Origin of the sequence: Bacteroides sp. BFG-637 (genome assembly GCF_024793605.1) — a bacterium.
Taxonomy (GTDB): domain Bacteria; phylum Bacteroidota; class Bacteroidia; order Bacteroidales; family Bacteroidaceae; genus Bacteroides; species Bacteroides vicugnae.
This window is the reverse complement of the sequence record NZ_JANUPD010000002.1, coordinates 1,633,102-1,651,571: the sequence shown is the minus strand read 5'-3', so window position 1 is coordinate 1,651,571 and position 18,470 is coordinate 1,633,102. Positions and strand designations below refer to the sequence as shown.

The 18,470-nt window shown below is 39.8% G+C and carries 11 protein-coding genes; 6 read left to right on the top strand and 5 right to left on the bottom strand.

Annotated features, from left to right (window positions below; genetic code table 11):
- Position 1: 1 nt before the first annotated feature.
- A complete protein-coding gene (locus NXX38_RS06775) occupies positions 2-2,050 on the bottom strand; it encodes a helix-hairpin-helix domain-containing protein (protein ID WP_258978892.1) in 2,049 nt (682 codons plus the stop codon).
- A gap of 145 nt (positions 2,051-2,195) precedes the next feature.
- On the opposite strand from NXX38_RS06775, the gene NXX38_RS06770 reads away from it, so the two are divergent.
- Positions 2,196-2,774 carry a DUF4294 domain-containing protein gene (locus NXX38_RS06770; protein ID WP_148367701.1) on the top strand — a complete coding sequence of 193 codons (579 nt, stop codon included), beginning with the start codon at positions 2,196-2,198 and terminating at the stop codon, positions 2,772-2,774.
- Positions 2,775-2,807: 33 nt separating this feature from the next.
- On the opposite strand, the gene NXX38_RS06765 is transcribed toward NXX38_RS06770, so the two are convergent.
- Genes NXX38_RS06765 through NXX38_RS26880 form a run of 3 tightly spaced genes read right to left on the bottom strand, consistent with a single transcriptional unit; the run spans position 2,808 to position 6,002 of the window.
- On the bottom strand, positions 2,808-3,722 hold the full coding sequence (locus NXX38_RS06765) for a DUF4380 domain-containing protein (RefSeq protein WP_258978891.1): 915 nt from the start codon (positions 3,720-3,722) through the stop codon (positions 2,808-2,810).
- The gene (locus tag NXX38_RS06760) at positions 3,722-5,407 is read right to left on the bottom strand and encodes a GH92 family glycosyl hydrolase (RefSeq protein WP_409013814.1); all 1,686 of its coding nucleotides are present in this window, start codon (positions 5,405-5,407) and stop codon (positions 3,722-3,724) included. The genes NXX38_RS06765 and NXX38_RS06760 overlap by 1 nt, the downstream gene beginning before the upstream one ends.
- Positions 5,400-6,002: a hypothetical protein gene (locus NXX38_RS26880; protein WP_409013803.1), complete on the bottom strand. Its 603-nt coding sequence runs from the start codon at positions 6,000-6,002 to the stop codon at positions 5,400-5,402. The genes NXX38_RS06760 and NXX38_RS26880 overlap by 8 nt, the downstream gene beginning before the upstream one ends.
- A 414-nt stretch (positions 6,003-6,416) precedes the next feature.
- On the opposite strand from NXX38_RS26880, the gene NXX38_RS06755 reads away from it, so the two are divergent.
- From NXX38_RS06755 to NXX38_RS06735, 5 genes are read left to right on the top strand one after another with little or no spacing between them, the layout of a single operon-like run.
- Complete coding sequence (locus NXX38_RS06755; protein WP_258978890.1) at positions 6,417-9,479, top strand: TonB-dependent receptor; 3,063 nt, start codon at positions 6,417-6,419, stop codon at positions 9,477-9,479.
- Positions 9,480-9,497: 18 nt separating this feature from the next.
- On the top strand, positions 9,498-9,914 hold the full coding sequence (locus NXX38_RS06750; RefSeq protein WP_258978889.1) for a RagB/SusD family nutrient uptake outer membrane protein: 417 nt from the start codon (positions 9,498-9,500) through the stop codon (positions 9,912-9,914).
- Complete coding sequence (locus NXX38_RS06745; RefSeq protein WP_258978888.1) at positions 9,908-11,107, top strand: RagB/SusD family nutrient uptake outer membrane protein; 1,200 nt, start codon at positions 9,908-9,910, stop codon at positions 11,105-11,107. Before NXX38_RS06750 ends, NXX38_RS06745 begins: the two co-directional genes overlap by 7 nt.
- A gap of 2 nt (positions 11,108-11,109) precedes the next feature.
- Positions 11,110-12,876: a hypothetical protein gene (locus NXX38_RS06740; RefSeq protein WP_258978887.1), complete on the top strand. Its 1,767-nt coding sequence runs from the start codon at positions 11,110-11,112 to the stop codon at positions 12,874-12,876.
- Positions 12,877-12,880: 4 nt separating this feature from the next.
- Positions 12,881-14,518 (top strand): glycoside hydrolase, encoded by a 1,638-nt coding sequence (locus NXX38_RS06735; RefSeq protein ID WP_258978886.1) that lies wholly within the window; start codon positions 12,881-12,883, stop codon positions 14,516-14,518.
- Between the two features lie 668 nt (positions 14,519-15,186).
- Here the strand turns inward: NXX38_RS06735 and NXX38_RS06730 are convergent.
- Positions 15,187-18,429, bottom strand: a complete 3,243-nt coding sequence (locus tag NXX38_RS06730) for a glycoside hydrolase family 2 TIM barrel-domain containing protein (protein WP_258978885.1) — start codon at positions 18,427-18,429, stop codon at positions 15,187-15,189.
- Between the last annotated feature and the right edge of the window lie 41 nt (positions 18,430-18,470).

Genomic DNA, 18,470 nt, shown 5'->3' with positions numbered 1-18,470 from the left:
ATTAAAACTTGATACGCAGTTGCATTTGTACATCTGCTTTTTTATTTCCACAGATCAAATCATTGCCGGAACCGATTTCGTTACGGTCGAAATAGACAGTTTCACCGAACTTGGTTATCAACAGGAAATGTTTGTTCAGTTCATATCTTAAACGAACGGCACATCGGAAGCCACGCCCTTGAAATGACGGAGTGTAAAACGTATAAAGCAGTCCGCTTTCCGAAACATATACACGCGAATCATAATCATCTGTAAAAAAATAACTGCCTTGAACGTCAGCAAACAGCCTGGCCCAAGGCAGTTGGGAGGATATCATTTGTGTAACCTGATATCCTTTATTAGCAGCTCTGTCCTGAGAATGAAAATGATTATAATCTAAAGTTGTACGACTGCTTAACACATCTCCCAAAGAATAGTTCAAACGATAGCGAAGCTGATGATGAAAAATAGGAAGCGTTAGCGTTCCTTTACTACCTGTCCAATCACGTTCTTTTTGTTTATAGCGATACTTTAGATACATGGATAGATTACTAAGTGGAGTGAAAGTAGCTTGAACCAGACCGTCTGTTCCACGGGAGGGTTTATTTATTCTGTATTTTTTCCATGGGAAGGAAAACAAATCGAATGATGCAAAGAACTTCCAATAGACAAAAGGAGAAGTCTCCAATCCGATATAATATCCCTGTTCGTTTTGAGTCGTACTTCCCTCACCGAATGAATGGGCGAACATAGCCCAATAATTATAGGAATAGAACCGATGTATCAACATGATTTGGGTGTTTTGAACCGGTGAATACTGCAAACGGTTCAAAGAGGCCCAACCTTGTTTTCCTATTGCTGTCTCTCCCTGAAAAGAGAAACGATGCCAACGATAAGCATACTCTATTCCTAAATTGTAGAAGTTATTGCCGTGGAGATTGTATTTGGAATAACCTGTTAATTCCGGTTCATAAGATCGGTTGAAAAGGTAGTAAATAGCGGTGATACCCAGTCTGATATGGTTGTGTTGATAACTCACATTTCCACCTGTTAATTGCATAGTGAACAGATGCTTTTTATCTGCTTCTTTCCGGCTCCGGTGTAATCCGGTTTTATAGATAGAGGTAATTTCTCCATCTGTTATCACGCCATCCAATGAACGATGCGAATAAAAACCGGAAATGTCCCAATCCTTAGATAAAGCAACTGTGGCAGCCACTCCTCTGAAATAATTGTATTCATCACTGGAAGAGTGTTTCTTTATCCTGCTGCTACGATTGTTGAAAGAAGAGGCATAGACTGTTTTTCCCATCAGATAATCAGTGCTAATCACCAATCCTTGTCCAAAACTAAGCCGATAGTTACCAACAGCTAATGCTTTTAATCGCCCACAATCTTTTAATAACAGATAAAAGGAATAATAATCGTAGCCATAGCGATTGTGTAAAGCTCCCAAAGGTTCTCCGGCATCTTTTTCTGCAACGACTCCTGCATAGAGTCGGTCACTATATCGAAAACTGTATTTCACAGAGTTATAAACAGAAGGTCCTAAATAAGTATGTTCATAACCTTTTCGTTTATAAAGTGGTATATCAAAGCGAGTTAACAGTTCATTTTTTCCATACTTCGCTGCGCTTTTCAACATAGTTTTCCACCGAAAAGAAGATTCATTGTTAATAGCTTTTATACAGACGAATGGTAGTAAATACTGAATTGTCTGCTTATCCATATCTTCCACTAGTTGAAGTTCATAGATAGTTTTCATCTGTCCGTGTATATAGATGTAAGCCAGCAGATGTTCAATCTGAATATCACTAAGGAAAGGAAACTGTTCGAGTTGTTCACGGGTAGCAACATTCAAATTAATAGGTTCTTGCAGACGATTGGAAAGTTCTTCCAATTCATTCTCCCAATTCAAGGTATTAACAGAGTTATTAATATCGTTATTAACAGATAAATCTTCAAGAACATCCTCTAAAAGACTTTCAGAAGGGTTTTGAGCACTACAAGCAGGAATTATGAACAGGCTGTTTATAATACTTATCAACCGGATTAGTTGAGTAGTTTTCATCAATAAAATGTGTATTATCTTCTCGCTTTTTTACATACAAGGGGGCAAAGATACTTTAAATAGGTTAACGTCTGAAAGATATGTCTGAATAATAAAATTTTAATTCTATTTTTGTATCGTGAAAAGAAGGCTTAACATAGTAGTAATGACACTGTTTGCCACTGTTTGCTGCTCACTACATTTGCAGGCACAGGAAAAACAAAGCATCAATGGATATTTGGTTCCGATGTGTATCTACAATGGAGATACAATCCCAAGTATCCAACTACCGACTGTGTATATCTTCAAACCACTTAAGTTCAAAAATGAAAAGGAACGTCAGGAGTACTATCGATTGATTCGGAACGTGAAAAAGGTATATCCTATTTCCAAAGAAATTAATCAGGCTATCATCGAAACTTATGAATATCTTCAGACTCTACCCAATGAGAAAGCCCGCCAAAAACATATCAAACGGGTTGAAAAAGGATTGAAAGATCAATATACTGCCCGAATGAAGAAACTCTCTTTTGCACAGGGAAAATTGTTGATAAAGCTTGTGGACCGTCAAAGTAATCAGACTAGTTATGAACTGGTAAAAGCGTTTATGGGACCTTTCAAGGCAGGGTTCTATCAAGCATTTGCCGCACTGTTCGGGGCCAGTTTAAAGAAAGAATATGATCCGCAAGGTGAGGACAAACTAACGGAACGCGTGGTATTGATGGTGGAGAACGGACAAATCTGATACCACAAGTCCTTACCGGTGCAAAAGCAAGCTTTATCTACGTTTTTTTTGTTTATCTATATATCTTTTCAATTTGCTGGTCCAATCAGATACTCTCCCGTCGGACACATCTTTCAAAAACCATTTTTGTTGATATACCAAAGACTCTCCGGGTGGCAGTTCTGTATATCTTCCGTGATTTTCAAGTTCCAGATACCGCCCCTTCGGTGCTACGAAAATCTCTGCTTCACCTTGTCCGGGAGGAACTTCACCGGGTCCAATGTCCGGGAAACATTTTATAAACAGAAGCTCCTTATAATAATGAGCGATCCAACCTTCATAAGCAGTCGAGTATAATTTCTGACCTCTCTCATTGGTACCATCCGGACATGGAACCCACATTATACCCTTATCCTCATATGCTCCCGTGACATCAGACTTATTCATCTGATCTGCCTCTCCTACAGGGAAAAAGCTCAAACCTCCATGCACTCTCACCACATCCCAGGGGGCAAATCTCTTTAGCTGGCAAGATACATTCCGAACAGAATAATTAATCAATATAGATGAATCTCTTTCTGATACAGAAAACTCCTTAATGATAGAGATACCGCTTAAAGAATCCGGCGAACTCACCAGTCGAAGAATTTGTCCGTCTATCTCTGCCTTATAAGGAAGCTCATCGATACACCGATATTGTGGCCAATAGTTTGACTGTGGAGATAACCAGAACGTTGCTCCGTAATACTTACTATGTACCAAATCAGAAGTCAGCAGTTCCTTATCTCTGCATTTAAAAGAAATAATCCGTCCCCCCTTTTTTGCCGATACGCTGAAAGAGAGGTCAGCAAAAGACAAAACATACACATCATTTTGCTTATTTATCCGGCTTTTTTTGGGCAAAGAAGACTTGCAACCAAAACACAAGCAAGATATAAACAGATATAACAGGAGCTTCAGACTTCTCATTATTCACTTAGAATTTCGGATAAAGACGGAGGTAAAACCGAATCCCCAAAGTTACCCGGAACCGAACCCATCGTAAATTCCAAGATTCCTCCATCCACTATATCGGTATGTGTAATAAAAAGCTTATTATAAACCTCACCATTAAGTTTCACCGATTGCACATATATGTTCTCATCATTCCACCCTGCTGTTTTCACTTTAAAGAGCTTGTTTCCAATGGTAATTTCAACATTTTCTACCATCGGTTTACCCAGAATATATATTCCTTCCGCGGGATTCACAGGATAGAATCCCATCGCGCTGAAGACATACCAAGCCGACATTTGCCCGCAATCCTCATTACCACATAATCCGTCCGGCCGATCAGTATACAAAGTAGACATGATTTCATGCAACCGTTGTTGAGCTTTATGAGGCTGGCCCGCATAATTATAAAGATAAGCTACATGATGGCTAGGCTCATTGCCATGTGCATACTGGCCGATAAGTCCGGTTATATCTATCGGCACATCATGGCCTGACATACCCATAGGCATGGAAAATAAGGTATCGAGAGCATTGACAAATTCCTCACTGCCCCCATATAGATTTATCAACCCTTGCACATCGTGAGGAACAAAGAAAGAGTATTGCCATGAATTTCCTTCCACCCAATCACATTCCCCATAAGATGAAAAGAAAGGATCAAACGGACGGCGGAAACTGCCTTTGCTCGAAAAACCGTTCATTAGTTTATATTCTTTGTCAAAATATGTTTTATAACCGGAAGACCGGCTTATAAAATAGTTATAATCATCCATCTTACCCAAGTCCTTGGCCATTTGAGCTATACACCAATCGTCATAGCAATATTCCAAAGCCGCAGAAACCGATTTATTGTAAATGTCATAAGGAATATAACCGTATTGTTTCAGCTCTTTCACACCAAAGTTATCCTGCATAGCCGATGTCCTCATGGCTTGATACGCCTTTTCCACATCATAATTTCTTATACCTTTGAAGTATGCGTCTACAATAACCGGAATGGCATGATAGCCAATCATACAATTTGTTTCACTCGACCATAATGGCCACACCGGCAGTAATCCATACTGATCATACTGCGCAAGCATAGATTGTACCAGATCGTTCGTTTTATCTGGAGCAATCAACGTTAATAACGGATTCTCAGCACGAAAAGTATCCCACAGCGACAACACTGTATAGTTATTGAACCCTTCGGCTGTATGTATCTGTTTATCAAGGCCCAAGTACTCTTTATTCACATCATTATACAAATAAGGGGCCAATAAAGAATGGTACAGCGCTGTGTAAAAAATTATTTTATTCTTATCAGAAGCTTCTACCTTAATCTTTGATAATTCTTTTTCCCATATCGACTGTGTCTCGCTAAGCGTTTTGTTAAAATCCCAATGCGGTATCTCTTCCGAAAGATTTTGAAGTGCATTTTCTGCACTTATAGCAGATATTCCCACTTTTACTAACACCATCTCATTAGAGGAAGTTTCAAAATTAAGAATAGCTTTTATATTTTTGCCGGAAGCTTGTTTTTCCTGAATAAACAGATCATCCACAGCAACAGACAAGTCAAATGCCTTAGATACTTTCAAAGCAAAAAACAATTGTTGTTCACTCCAGTATTTTTCTCCGGGCTCACCCCAGCCTTTTGTCCTCCTTTCACCTATTATTGTACAACTGTCCTATCCTATTCATGGAAGTAAAAAGAACAGAATCAGTTGCGAAATGATGAGATAAATCCAATATAATATGAGAAGATTTACTTTCAGGAAAGGTATAACGATGAAAACCGCATCGAGGAGATACGGTCAATTCAGCCATAATATCATAATCTTTCAACCTTACTTTATAATATCCCGGAGATGCAGACTCCTCATCATGTGAAAAACGGGAGCGATATCCTTCATCCGGTTTATCTTTCGATCCCGGATTCAATTTCAAATTTCCCGTCGCAGGCATCAACATCACATCCATCAGATCGGAACGTCCTGTACCCGAAAGATGCGTATGAGAAAAACCAATGATGGAACTATCGGAATAATGATAGCCGGAACACCAATCCCATCCTTCAAGTCCTGTGTCAGGACTTAATTGTACCATTCCGAAAGGGTATGCTGCCCCCGGAAACGTATGTCCATGTCCACCTGTACCTATTAATGGGTCGACAAAGTCCAACAAACTATCTGCACTGATAGTACTATTTTCGTATCTGCACCCGGACAGGGCACATAACGCCATGATGGTCCATATTATTTTTCTCATCTTTTTCTTTAGATTATTATGGAAGCAAATTTATCCCAAAATCTCCATATATATGTCTACAAAAAGCTAAGAAAGAAGAGAAAAAGGAAAAACAAAACGCGAACAAAACATAAACAAAGTACGATAATGACCACGCACATAAGCGATTGCTCCCAACCTTACCTCTATTTGATTTATAGCATCCCCAAAAAGAAACAAATTTCCGGTACAGTCATCCAATAATAGAATATATTTGTCTTGAACAAAGACGAGAGAAACCCTCTATTATCCGCCAAACCCTTGGCCAAAGCACTTTTGTTTGTATTTTGTTCATGTTTTGTTTTTACTTTATTGCTTTTTTCATTCGGTCACATTGATCTAAATGCAATACTTTTACAGCAAAATTCGTTTTGTATAACTTTAAAATTTAAAACAATGAAAAAGTACTTAAAAATTAAGCTTCTGATATTGATATTCCTGACGGGAATACAATATACGAACGCACAGGGTACAGCAGTCGTCAATGGAGCTGTTATTTCCGATCAGAATGATCCTCTGATAGGTGTTACAGTGACCGAGACGGGAACTACAAACGGGGTAATAACCGATATAGATGGTAAATTCTCGATTAAGCTGAAAAATGCTACCGGGAAACTGACTTTCAGCTATGTAGGATACATTACACAAACAATCGCTGTAAACAACCAAAGTAAAAATCTGAAAGTTGTATTAACAGAAGACTCTAAGCAGCTAGAAGAAGTCATCGTCGTAGGTTATGGTGTACAAAAGAAAGCGAATGTATCCGGATCTATTACATCTTTGGGCACACGAGACCTACATACGATGGCCACCAATGATGCCTCTCAAGCCCTACAAGGAAAAGCACCCGTCTATGTATCAAGGAAAAGCGGATTACCCGGTGAGGGTTCCTCTGTATATATGCGCGGTGTAGGAACACTAAATAATGCCGCTCCACTCTGGATTATCGATGGAGTGCCTGGAATGCCACTGGATAATTTTAATGAAGTGGAGTCTATCCAATTATTAAAAGATGCCGCATCCGCCGCCATCTATGGAATTGAAGCAGCCAATGGAGTCGTATTGGTGACAACCAAGAAAGGTGCTAAAGGAAGAATAGCCGTGAACTACAACGGATACGTAAAGATAAACCATGCCCTCGGACTTCCTGAAATGCTGGGAACCCAAGGTTACATTGATATGTACAAGGCCAGATGGATGTCCAACAATCCGGATAAGGGCGAACCTACAACTAATGATATTAAATCGTTCTATTTCCTGACTCCAAATGAAGTATCGCAATTACCTAATACTGATTGGGTAGACGTTATGTTTGGCACCGGAATAGAACATTCTCATAGCATTGACATCTCCGGAGCTTCCGATAGATCATCTTATTTCCTTTCTGCCATGTACGAGAATGACGAGGGTACCTATGTGAATACAAACTACGAGAAATGGGCCATTAAAACCCGATTCGAACAAACTCCATTGAAATGGCTAAAATTCAGTCAGACAGTAAATTTCAGTCACTCAAAAAGAAAACATAATGCATTGAACTGGCAACACGTCCTTCGCGCTAATCCAGCCATGAATGTATACGATGACACCAACCCGATGGGTACAGGATATGGATACTTCACTGATGAATTTGCAGGAACAATCGACTGGCAGGGAGGAAACCCATTGGAAAGCGCTGACTTGAAAGATCATTGGGAGAAATGGAACGTTGCATGGGGAAATTTGCAAGTAATCATCACCCCGATAAAAGGACTGGTATGGACTACCAACCTGACAGGAACTCTTAGCAATCATGCGACTTCAAGCTTCTTATATAATACATTTGGAGGCATATCAACCAACTCTATTGACTTTGTGGAAGGAAAAAACATCCAAGGACACCAATTGGATTATTCTCACAATCAAAGTACTTCCTACTTGTTGAATACATACGTAAACTATAATAAATTGATTGGTAAACACGATCTTGGAGCAATGGTCGGTTTCGAAGTAAGAGAATCACGTAATGATGACGCATCAGGATATGCTGAATGGGGTATACCGGCTCAAGACTTAAGAAGTACTGCTCTTACCGATCACAGAGACGGTACCAACTCTTGGGCTACAGGAAGTAGCTACTCCATATTCGGACGTGTTACCTATGCTTATGACAACCGCTATCTGCTAACAGCGAACTTTAGAAATGATGCCACTGATATATTTGCTCCGGGCAAAAGAAGCGCTTTCTTCCCATCTGTGTCTGTTGGTTGGAACATAGCCAATGAGAAGTTCTTTAAAGTAGAAAAGATTAATGACTTGAAACTAAGGTTTGGTATCGGAGAAATTGGCAACAACAGTATAGACAAAAACTGGTGGAGACAAGAATATAAATTACAAACGAATGGTACTTGGTTGGCCCAGAAAACTCCGAATAAAGACGTAACATGGGAAAAAACAAGAATAACTAACATCGGAATAGATCTTGGAGCATGGAATAATGCTTTTACAGCCACTATCGACCTATACAACAAGAAAACACGCGATGCATTGATTGAACAAAAAATGCCTTCACATATCGGTGTTGGTAGTAGTACTTATAAGTTGAACAAAGGAGAAATCAGCAACAAAGGTATTGAAGTGGCTTTGTCATACAGAGGATCAATCAATCATTTCAACTACCTCGTAAGTGGAAATATCTCGTACAACAAAAATAAAGTACTAAACATCGGTAATGCCAGCTATTTGTCCGGAGGAAGCTTCAATCGCACACTCGTAGACGGACCGATAGCAGCATTTTGGGGATACGTAGCAGACGGATTGTATCAAACACAGGCAGAAATAGATGCCTTGAATACGATATCAATGGAAAAATGGGGCGTAGCATACGATGCAGGAAATATAGGCCCGGGAGATATTAAATTTAAAGACCTGAATGGAGACGGACGTATCAATGATGAAGACATGACTTCAATAGGTAACCCTTGGCCAACATATGTATATGGATTCAATGTGAACTTGGAATACAAAGGTTTTGAGTTCAACATGAACTGGCAGGGGGTAGCTGACAGAGATATATACAACAATACCAAACAATGTCTTGAAAATATGAATGCTGACTGGAACTCAACTCCGGATGTGTGGAATGCATGGACACCCAACAATACCCAAACCAGCCAACCTCGTCTGGGTAATGCTACCCACAACTATCAATTGCCTAACTCATATATGGTTGAGGATGGTTCATACTTGAGATTAAAAAACATTCAGCTAGGATATAACTTTAAGAAATCGGTAGTATCTAAAATGAAATTATCAAAACTGAAAATTTATGTAGGAGTAGAAAATGCACTGACATTCACTAAATTCAAAGGATTTGATCCTGAATTTATAGGTAATAACAATGCCGAACAGGGAGTATATAGCTTAACTCAATATCCTCAGTCCCGTTCTATTTCATTTGGTCTTAATGTTGGTTTTTAATCAGATAAAAATATAAATATGAAAATTAAATATATGTTCATAGCAGGATGTCTGCTTCTGACATCAGCATGCAGTGATTTTCTGGATCATCCTCTAACAACGTCTGTATCAGACGATAATATTGGAGAAATCATACAAAAAAACCCCGCAAAGTTAGGCGAATTTTTGGGAAGCGCTTACAGGTCTCTAGGTTCTATCATGCTTTATGGAAGACAGACGGAATATATGTCAACCATGTCGCACGAAATGGATATTGATTGGCTGGGCGAAGAACAACGTAATCAATGGGCCATCAATGGGCTCACTTCCAGCAACAAGAATGTAGAAGAGGCCTACATAAAATACTATAAAGCCTTGGCTTCTGCCAATCTCATGCTAGACTTGATCGACCATGTAGACTTGGAAGCGCTGGATGAAGAGAAAAAACAATGGTAATGAACTTCCAGGGTGAAAGTTTATTTTTAAGAGCATTCATACATTTCGATCTATTACGCCTGTTCGGAGAACAAGGACCTTCTTTCGGGGGAATGTATCCAAACAACAAGGATGCGAAAGGAATCATTCTGATGGAAGGTATTGCAGACGCTAGTAATGCAATTACAGCCAGATCAACTATTGAAGAATGTTATCAATTGATAATCAAGGATCTGAAAAAAGCCGAAACCTGCATTGGAGACAACCAGATCCCGGTCAATACTGCAGTACCCGGTCCCGGCTATACAGACACTGATTATACAAAAGACCAGGGATGGGCCCAAAAACCGGCTGTACATGCATTACTCGGAAAAGTGTATCTGTATATGAGCGACTATGCCAATGCCAAGACAGAATTTGAGAAAGTGATAGGCGACAGCCGCTTCAAATTGGACAAACCGGTCAACTTTACAGATTACATTCAGCATACGGACAACAATCCCGAATGTATCTTCTCCCTGCAATATTACCTCTCGTCAGGAAGTGCCTATGATGATGCCCCCCAACATCACCTGGTTCGTATCTTCGGAGGAGCTCCGGGTGCCTGGAACAACTTTTTCGTCGATCAACGTACTGCTGCACGATTCGGAGACGATCCACGTCTGTATGAAGCTACATTATACGATTATACATGGCAAGCTTGGAGTACAGCCACTACCGGCATTACATTTATAAAGGCGGATACGGATGTGCCCGATTACAGATATTACGCACGTAAGTATACCGACTTCTATAACGTGTCTTCACCTGTATTCTCAACCAAGAATGTAGATATCATCCGCTTGGCGGATATTTATCTGATGTATGCCGAAGTAATGCTCAAACTGAACTCTGTAGATGTGGCCACCGAATATGTGAACAAAGTCCGTCGCCGGGCATGGGGAGAAAGTAACTACGACGTACCCGGTACAAAAGGAGAAGATTTTTCGACTGTCACCATGGAAATCCTTCAGGAAGAACGTTACAAAGAGCTATTCTTTGAAAATATCCGTTGGTATGATATTTGCCGTTGGGGAATATTGGAACAGGAATTGGCCAAATATCCTTCAACAAAGGCAGGAACTGTACATTACGATCCACAAGACTATTATCTTCCGATACCTGAAAGTGAATTGAGAACGAATCCATTAATGAAACAAAGTAAAGGATATTAAGTATGAAAAAGCTGTTGATTTTACTGGCATTTGCTTTTCTGTTTCTCTCTCTCACCTCTGCGTCTTCTTTTGACGAGCGGAAAAAATATCTCCTTGATTATTACTCCAAAGCCCGTCCAAACGACCAATATTGGGGAGATAACGACATCAAGACAGCAATGGGATTTGTTTTAGCTCGCCTGGAAACAAAGAAAGATGTCAAGTATGCTCTGGATATGCTGAACCGGATGCAGGAAGATGCACCCTTCGACATGTTCGATTGTCATCAGAATATCGACGCGTATCTACGCTTTCAGTCTGTATACCCGAAAGAGCTGAAAGAGAAGGTACGGAAACGTATGACAAGCGAGGATTATTTGGCAGATGGAAGTACCGAAAATCATAGACTGATGTTTAAAACAGCTGGATATCTTACCGCACTGGCTTTCCCCGACTGGGGGAAAGCCGACACGGTAATGGCACATTGCCGTTCAGTACTTATGGATGTAATGGATAAGACGGTACGTTATGGTATCAAAGAGTTTGATTCTCCTACGTACGGCACATTCTATATCACTTGCCTTCTTTCTTTGTATGACCACAGCAAGGATGCTGAATTTAAGAAACAGGTACAAATGACTCTTGAATGGCATTTACTCAACATGGCACCCGAATGGTTGAATGGTTATTTCATATCTTCCTCTCTACGGGAATATTATTTTGCTTGTTCTCCCCATATGATGAGTCCTTATCCACTTTTAGGCTGGTTGTTTTTTGGTGGCGGTCCCAATCCGGTATTAGAGCAAAAGTATGAAAACGGAGAGTTGATTGTGAACAATGAAGGCTTTTACTCTGTACTGGCAGCCGTTTCTTCCTATCGTGTACCAGAGATTATACAGCATATAGCATCGGATAGAAAGAAGACATACGTGCATAAAGAATCGCATGATATGACTCCATTTGCACAACTCAACTATCCATGGGGATTCAAGAAATATACATATATCAACAAAACGTATGGATTAGCCAGTCAATGGGATGGAATCAGTCTGGGATGGAGCGCACAGATGCGCCGGTGGAAACTAGTATGGGAATCGGATGCACCCGCAAGTACTTTCTTCCTGACTCATATCAGTCATTATGGTAGATCAGCCGAAAGCCTTTTCGGAGCTACTTGTCGCGAACAAGTATTACAACATAACGGCACGTTGCTGGCCATGTATAAAATAGAATCGGAAGAACCCCATCCGTATGTGACAGGAGTAGTGCCTATTGATGCAATAAAACAAATGAAAGAGGACAAATCCGGCTGGATATTCTTTGACGGAGGAAGTGTTCTGTTTGCCGTAAAATTCTGTCATCCATACACATGGGACGAAGACCGGATGTTCCGCGGGGTAAAACATAAGATGTTACGCTGTGACCAACGTGGCACTGCCGCAGTCATAGAAACCTGTTTGCCGGATAAATATCAGCCTACAGGAACGCAAACAGCTTTGGACCTGTTTGCAGAAGATATACTGAAAACAACGAAACTGGAATACATCGTTACCAATCCGGAATACCGACAGACCATTTATCACTCACTTAGCGGTGATACACTAAAAATTATCTACAACTACGGACGTTTCGTCAACGGAGAAAAGGTGGATTATGAAAATTGGCCTTTGTATTCAAACCCATGGATGGAACAAGCGGTGAACGGACGTTTCCTGAATGTTTCGCATGGAAAAGAATCACGCGTGTATGACTTCAGAAATTGGAACGTGACAGATAGTAAAGAGGATTAATAATATGACGAAATCTATCTTATTCAGCTTGACACTGGTATTCATCACAATCGCTTGTTTTGCACAAGACTATTATGGGAACAACCGTAAGCAGTGGCTACAAAAAGCAGAGCAATATAAACCGAAACTTATAATCACAGAGAAAAAGCCACTGAAAGTAGTAGATATTGTACCCGACACACAATCGTTTCAGAAATACAAAGCAGTAGATGTCAGTCCTATCGACTCTTTATACTCTATGCCTTTCAGACTGAAAAAAGAGATTACGATTGATTTCGGAGAGCATCTGACCGGATATTTTAGTTTCTCCGTAAGAAGCACCGGGCTTGCAGCCGACGGTCCGTTAAGGTTTAAATTGACTTTCGGGGAAGTTCCTTCGGAAGTAGCTGTTTCTTTTGATTCTTATAAAGAAGGCTTAAGCAGGGCATGGCTTCAGGACGAAGTTGTTTCTGTAATGTATGTGCCGCAAACAGTCACTCTTCCACGCAGGCTGGCTTTCCGCTATATAAAAATCGAGTTGTTGGGCAGTTCTCCTTATTATGATTTCAACATACATGATATGAAATGTATGGCTCAAACTTCTGCCAAAAATATACCTGAAGAGCTTCCACAGGCAGTTGATCCCATGATAAGGAAAATAGATCGTGTCGGGCTCAATACACTGAAAGAATGTATGCAAACCGTTTACGAGGATGGTCCGAAAAGAGATCAGCGTCTTTGGATCGGGGATTTATATCTGGAAGCTCTTGGCAACAATTATTCTTACAAGCAGTACGACCTTACAAAACGGTGTTTGTATTTGTTGGCCGGATTGAGCGACCTGAACGGATATCTGTTGGCTACAGTAATTGAAAATCCTGTACCGAGAGCCCAGGACAAACAGTTTCTTTATGAATATGCGCTACTGTATAATGTAACATTGAAAGACTACCTGGAAGCAACGGGCGATATGGAAACTGTCAAAGACTTGTGGCCTGTGGCTAAAAAGCAACTGGATATTGTCCGTACCAATGTCAAGGCGAATGGATTGATGGATTTTGAGAAAGTAAAGAAAGACTGGTGGGTCTTCTTCGATTGGAAAGAGGATTTGTATAAAGAGGTTCCCTTACAAGGAGTATCCATATTTGCACTAAAGGAATCCTATAAGTTGGCTCAACTGCTCGGAAAAGAAAAAGAAGTTGCCGACTTGCCTGCATTAACTAACAAAATGATAAAGGCTGCCCGCAAAAACTTATACAATCGGAAAACCGGCCTTTTCGTCGGAACAGGTGACAAACAGATTTCTTATGCGTCACAGATATGGATGATTTTAAGCGGAGTTACCAGTAAAGCCGAAGGCAAAAAGGCTTTATCAGCATTGACTACAACACAGGATGTTTGTTATCCCGGCACTCCTTATATGTATCATTATTATATTCAGTCGCTGATAGATTGTGGAATGAACCTCGAAGCAAAAGAGGCTTTAGTCAATTACTGGGGAGGAATGATTGCCAAAGGAGCCGATACATTTTGGGAGGCATACGATCCTACAAACGACTTTATTTCTCCATACGATTTTTATCCTATCAACAGCTATTGCCACGCTTGGAGCTGTACGCCTGTTTATTTTATCAGGAAATACCCTGAAATATTTCAGAAGTAAGGTGTTCAATACAAACCACTAAGAATACTTTTAATTCTGTATATCGCAAAAATTTGGAAACGCTCTTTTTATGTTGTATATTTGTAGAACAAGAATATAGATCATCAATCAAAAAAGACGAATAAAGAATGGATTTAAAAACAAATAAATTGAAACAAATAAACTAAGTAATTATATAAAAATACAGTGGACAGAAATCCTGTCAATAGCTAAGGCTGCGAAATTCTATGAATTCTGCAGCCTTTCTTGTTACATAAATTCAATATAAATGCCGATAAAATCTTCCATATAGTTTTTAATAAACTCAAACAACGTTTCTAATAAACTCTTCAAAAATCTATTAGAAACGATAAAGCTGTTTATGCATAAACAATAAAGATATTTCAATAAAATAAATATCGTAAGAAACAAACAACCGTGTACTATATATATAAACGATAAATTTATGATACATACACACTATTCCATTTATTATACAAATACACTTTCAGGACCGTGTACAGTTGGCCATTTTCATCACTGAATTCTAAATGACCAATGCTACACCTTATTCTGACGAGAGGATTGAAAGTTCCTGAAAAAGAAATCACCTTTGCTACGATATGCTGTAGCAAAGGTGATTCATTAGATCAAGACTTTTCGGACGACCCTTTTATAAATTTAAAAGCTTATTGGACAGCCTTTTGATTAAGAACCGGATAAATACAAAAGCTAAAAGACACAGGTTCTGCAAAAAGTACATATTGTTCGAGTGGGGGAGGTCCGCAACTCCTATTACCAATCGGATATGTTTTATAATCGATATTCCACGTGACGTTGTCAGTACGCTTTAATTGGCTCTCATCTATAGCTTCAGACAGGTTTTCAAGGGAGTAATGCATTACACTGGATTCAATAAATGGCATACCTTCAACAATAAGTCCAATTCCCTCATTGTCGGTCAATGAAACCCATGAACAATGATATTTGTTTCCATTCTCTTGAGGATACGCATGATGCGTAAACTGTTCATCTACAGTTCCTGAGAATTTACCCAAACGAGCTCCCGAATGTCTGTCGTTATATGTGTCATACGGTCCGTAGCCATACCATGAAAAAGTATCATTGCCAGACTTTACAGTCATAGTATAGCCTATACGGGGGAAGCTGATTATATTGCCAAATGGCTTCAGATCAGTATCTATCTGTACTTTTCCGGAAGAATCAACAATATATTTAGTGATATATTCCACATACGACTTATTTCCCGTTTTTTGTGCAATAAATGTTGTTGCCACACTGACTGTACCATTCTTTTCTTCAGTCAGCTTAAACGATTTCAATTTATGTTGCAAACTATCCAGTCCGGCTTCTACCCATTGACGAGAAATTTCATTCTCTGTTTTAGGACGGTAACCGCCATCATTATGGGTCGGAGCCCGCCACAGATTGATTCGAGGACCTCTCTCCAAAAATTCCTTACCACCTACGATCCAACTTTGAATGAGCCCCGTTTTCTTGTTGAACACAATATTTATACGATCATTATAAATACCTATTTCATTCGCTTTCTTCTGTACAGTCAGCTTTCCGCCATTTCCTGTGTTTCCTTCCACCGTAGGATTTACCTTTCCTTCTTGCAAGGTGAATTGCTCCCATGCGATTTCAAATCCCTTAGGTGCCCAAATAGTACCCTTCTTTAAATAAGCACTGATTTCGAGTATGACTTCCCCTTTCTGTCCGGAATCAGGATATCCGGTATCTATTTTCACTCTGGCAGAAGTGCCCGGAAAAGCCTCAATATCGGTCAATTCGCCATTTTTTATCAATTCACCGTTTAGCATTAATTTCCATGAAAAATTAAATGCGGAAAGCGGCAGATAATTATATTCATTTTTGATAGTCAGTTCTCCGTTAGTATAATCAAAACGAATATGCTGATAGATCTTCTTACATTCATTAATAGCCGGCTTTATTTTCCGGTCTGCAAAAACAAGCCCATTAGTGCCGTTGAGGGAAGAGAAATATTCTTTGCCTGTTACATCGTCTTTTCTAATTACACTTTGATCCACCCAATCCCAGATATAGCCACCTATCAGGCGTGGATATTTTTTCACTGCATTCCAATATTCCTGATGATTACCCAATGCATTACCCTTAGCGTGAGCATATTCGCACATCAATACCGGACGTGTTTCACCTTCTTGAGTAGCAAGCTTTATAATCCCTTCTACAGACGGATACATGGTACTGACAACATCTACAGCCGGAGGTTCCGGAGGATTCACCGCCGGACGGTTGGTCTTCATAAAATCGATGCCATAACCATATTGCCTTGAACCTCCATTATGCATATAGGCCTCGAAATGTACAAGGCGGGTAGGATCGTAATCTTTGACCCACGAGGCTCGTGCGGCATTGTTTGCTCCAACACCCGATTCGTTCCCCAACGACCAGAAAATAATAGACGGATGGTTCTTATCTCTTTTTACCATTCCGGCAACACGTTCCATTTGAGCAAAAAGCCATAACTCATTATTTGAAAGTTCAGCATCTGCGCCACACGTTTCCACATTAGCTTCATCCATCACATAAATGCCATATTCATCGCATAAATCATAGAATGCCGGATCTGCAGGATAGTGGGAAGTTCTTACAGAGTTAAAACCGAACTGTTTCATTAAAGTCACATCCTGTACCATTCTTTCATAAGGAACGGTTTTTCCTTCCCAAGCGTCATGATCGTGCCTGTTTACTCCATAGATGTATTCACGTTTTCCATTCACGCACAGTTCATGGTTGTTCTTGAATTCAACTTTGCGAAAACCGATACGGGAACTTCTTGATTCTACTACGTTGCCTTTATTATCCTTTAATGTCAGGACTATGATATATAAGTTAGGCGTTTCGGATGACCATAATAAAGGAGCCTTTACATTTGTTTCCAGATATTTTGCCAATGAAAAATTCTGTTGATACTTTTCGGTCGTAATCGTCTTGACCGGCATTGACATATCTACTCCGAGAGCAGGATTACCTTCTTTAGTATATAATCTGGCTTCAAGCACCCAGTCCGAAACATCTACTGTTTTCTTGCTGGATATGACAGGGCGTATACGCAGTTTTGCGTCTTTATAATCCTTGTCCAAGTCTGTAATTACAGCAAAATCCTGTATAAAAACATCAGGGCGTGATTCAATATAAACATCCCGGGTGATGCCGTGAAAGCGCCAATGATCCTGATCTTCAAGATAGGAACCATCACTCCATCTCAACACCTGAACTGCCAATTGATTCTTTCCTCTTTTCAGAAAAGGAGTCATGTCGAATACTGCAGGCAGAGTGCCGCCATCTTCATTATAACCGACTTTTTTCCCATTGACATATAAATAGAAAGCCCCTCTGACTCCGGCAAAATGAATCAATACATTCTGTCCCTCCCATGATGCAGGTACTTCAAACGTCTTCCGGTACAATGCTATATGATTATCTTTACGTGGTACAAACGGAGGATTGACAGGACGAAATTCATAGCCTTGTCCACAATAAACCTGATCACCATATCCTTTCATTTCCCAGGTAGACGGAACAGGTATATTGTCCCAGGAATCATCATTTGCCTCTACTTTCATAAAATCAGACGGAAGATTGTCCCAATCTGTAATAAACTTGAATTTCCATGTTCCATTCAATGACTGATACCGGGAGGACGAAGAGCGTTTTACTTGTAACGCTTCTGTTTCAGTAGGAAATGAAATAGATGTTGCACCATATGGTTCCCTGTTAATACTGTTGATTAAAGGGTTTTCAAATTCACTTTGCCCGAATCCTATGGGTGGCGTAGCATAGCTATCACTGCCATCAAAAGGTATTTGTGAAATCCCTTTAGCAGCCAGACATAATAGAAATATGATTATTAGTTGTTTTTTCATTTTCATTCTATCACTTTCAATAATTATCATTCCGATAGCCT

Excerpts from the sequence above, each read along its gene's own strand:
- NXX38_RS26880 (WP_409013803.1), bottom strand. The coding sequence starts at position 6,002 with ATGAGAAAAATAATATGGACCATCATGGCGTTATGTGCCCTGTCCGGG.
- NXX38_RS06750 (WP_258978889.1), top strand. The coding sequence starts at position 9,498 with ATGAAAATTAAATATATGTTCATAGCAGGATGTCTGCTTCTGACATCA.
- NXX38_RS06745 (WP_258978888.1), top strand. The coding sequence starts at position 9,908 with ATGGTAATGAACTTCCAGGGTGAAAGTTTATTTTTAAGAGCATTCATA.
- NXX38_RS06755 (WP_258978890.1), top strand. The coding sequence starts at position 6,417 with ATGAAAAAGTACTTAAAAATTAAGCTTCTGATATTGATATTCCTGACG.
- NXX38_RS06730 (WP_258978885.1), bottom strand. The coding sequence starts at position 18,429 with ATGAAAAAACAACTAATAATCATATTTCTATTATGTCTGGCTGCTAAA.
- NXX38_RS06735 (WP_258978886.1), top strand. The coding sequence starts at position 12,881 with ATGACGAAATCTATCTTATTCAGCTTGACACTGGTATTCATCACAATC.
- NXX38_RS06765 (WP_258978891.1), bottom strand. The coding sequence starts at position 3,722 with ATGAGAAGTCTGAAGCTCCTGTTATATCTGTTTATATCTTGCTTGTGT.
- NXX38_RS06775 (WP_258978892.1), bottom strand. The coding sequence starts at position 2,050 with ATGAAAACTACTCAACTAATCCGGTTGATAAGTATTATAAACAGCCTG.
- NXX38_RS06770 (WP_148367701.1), top strand. The coding sequence starts at position 2,196 with ATGACACTGTTTGCCACTGTTTGCTGCTCACTACATTTGCAGGCACAG.
- NXX38_RS06740 (WP_258978887.1), top strand. The coding sequence starts at position 11,110 with ATGAAAAAGCTGTTGATTTTACTGGCATTTGCTTTTCTGTTTCTCTCT.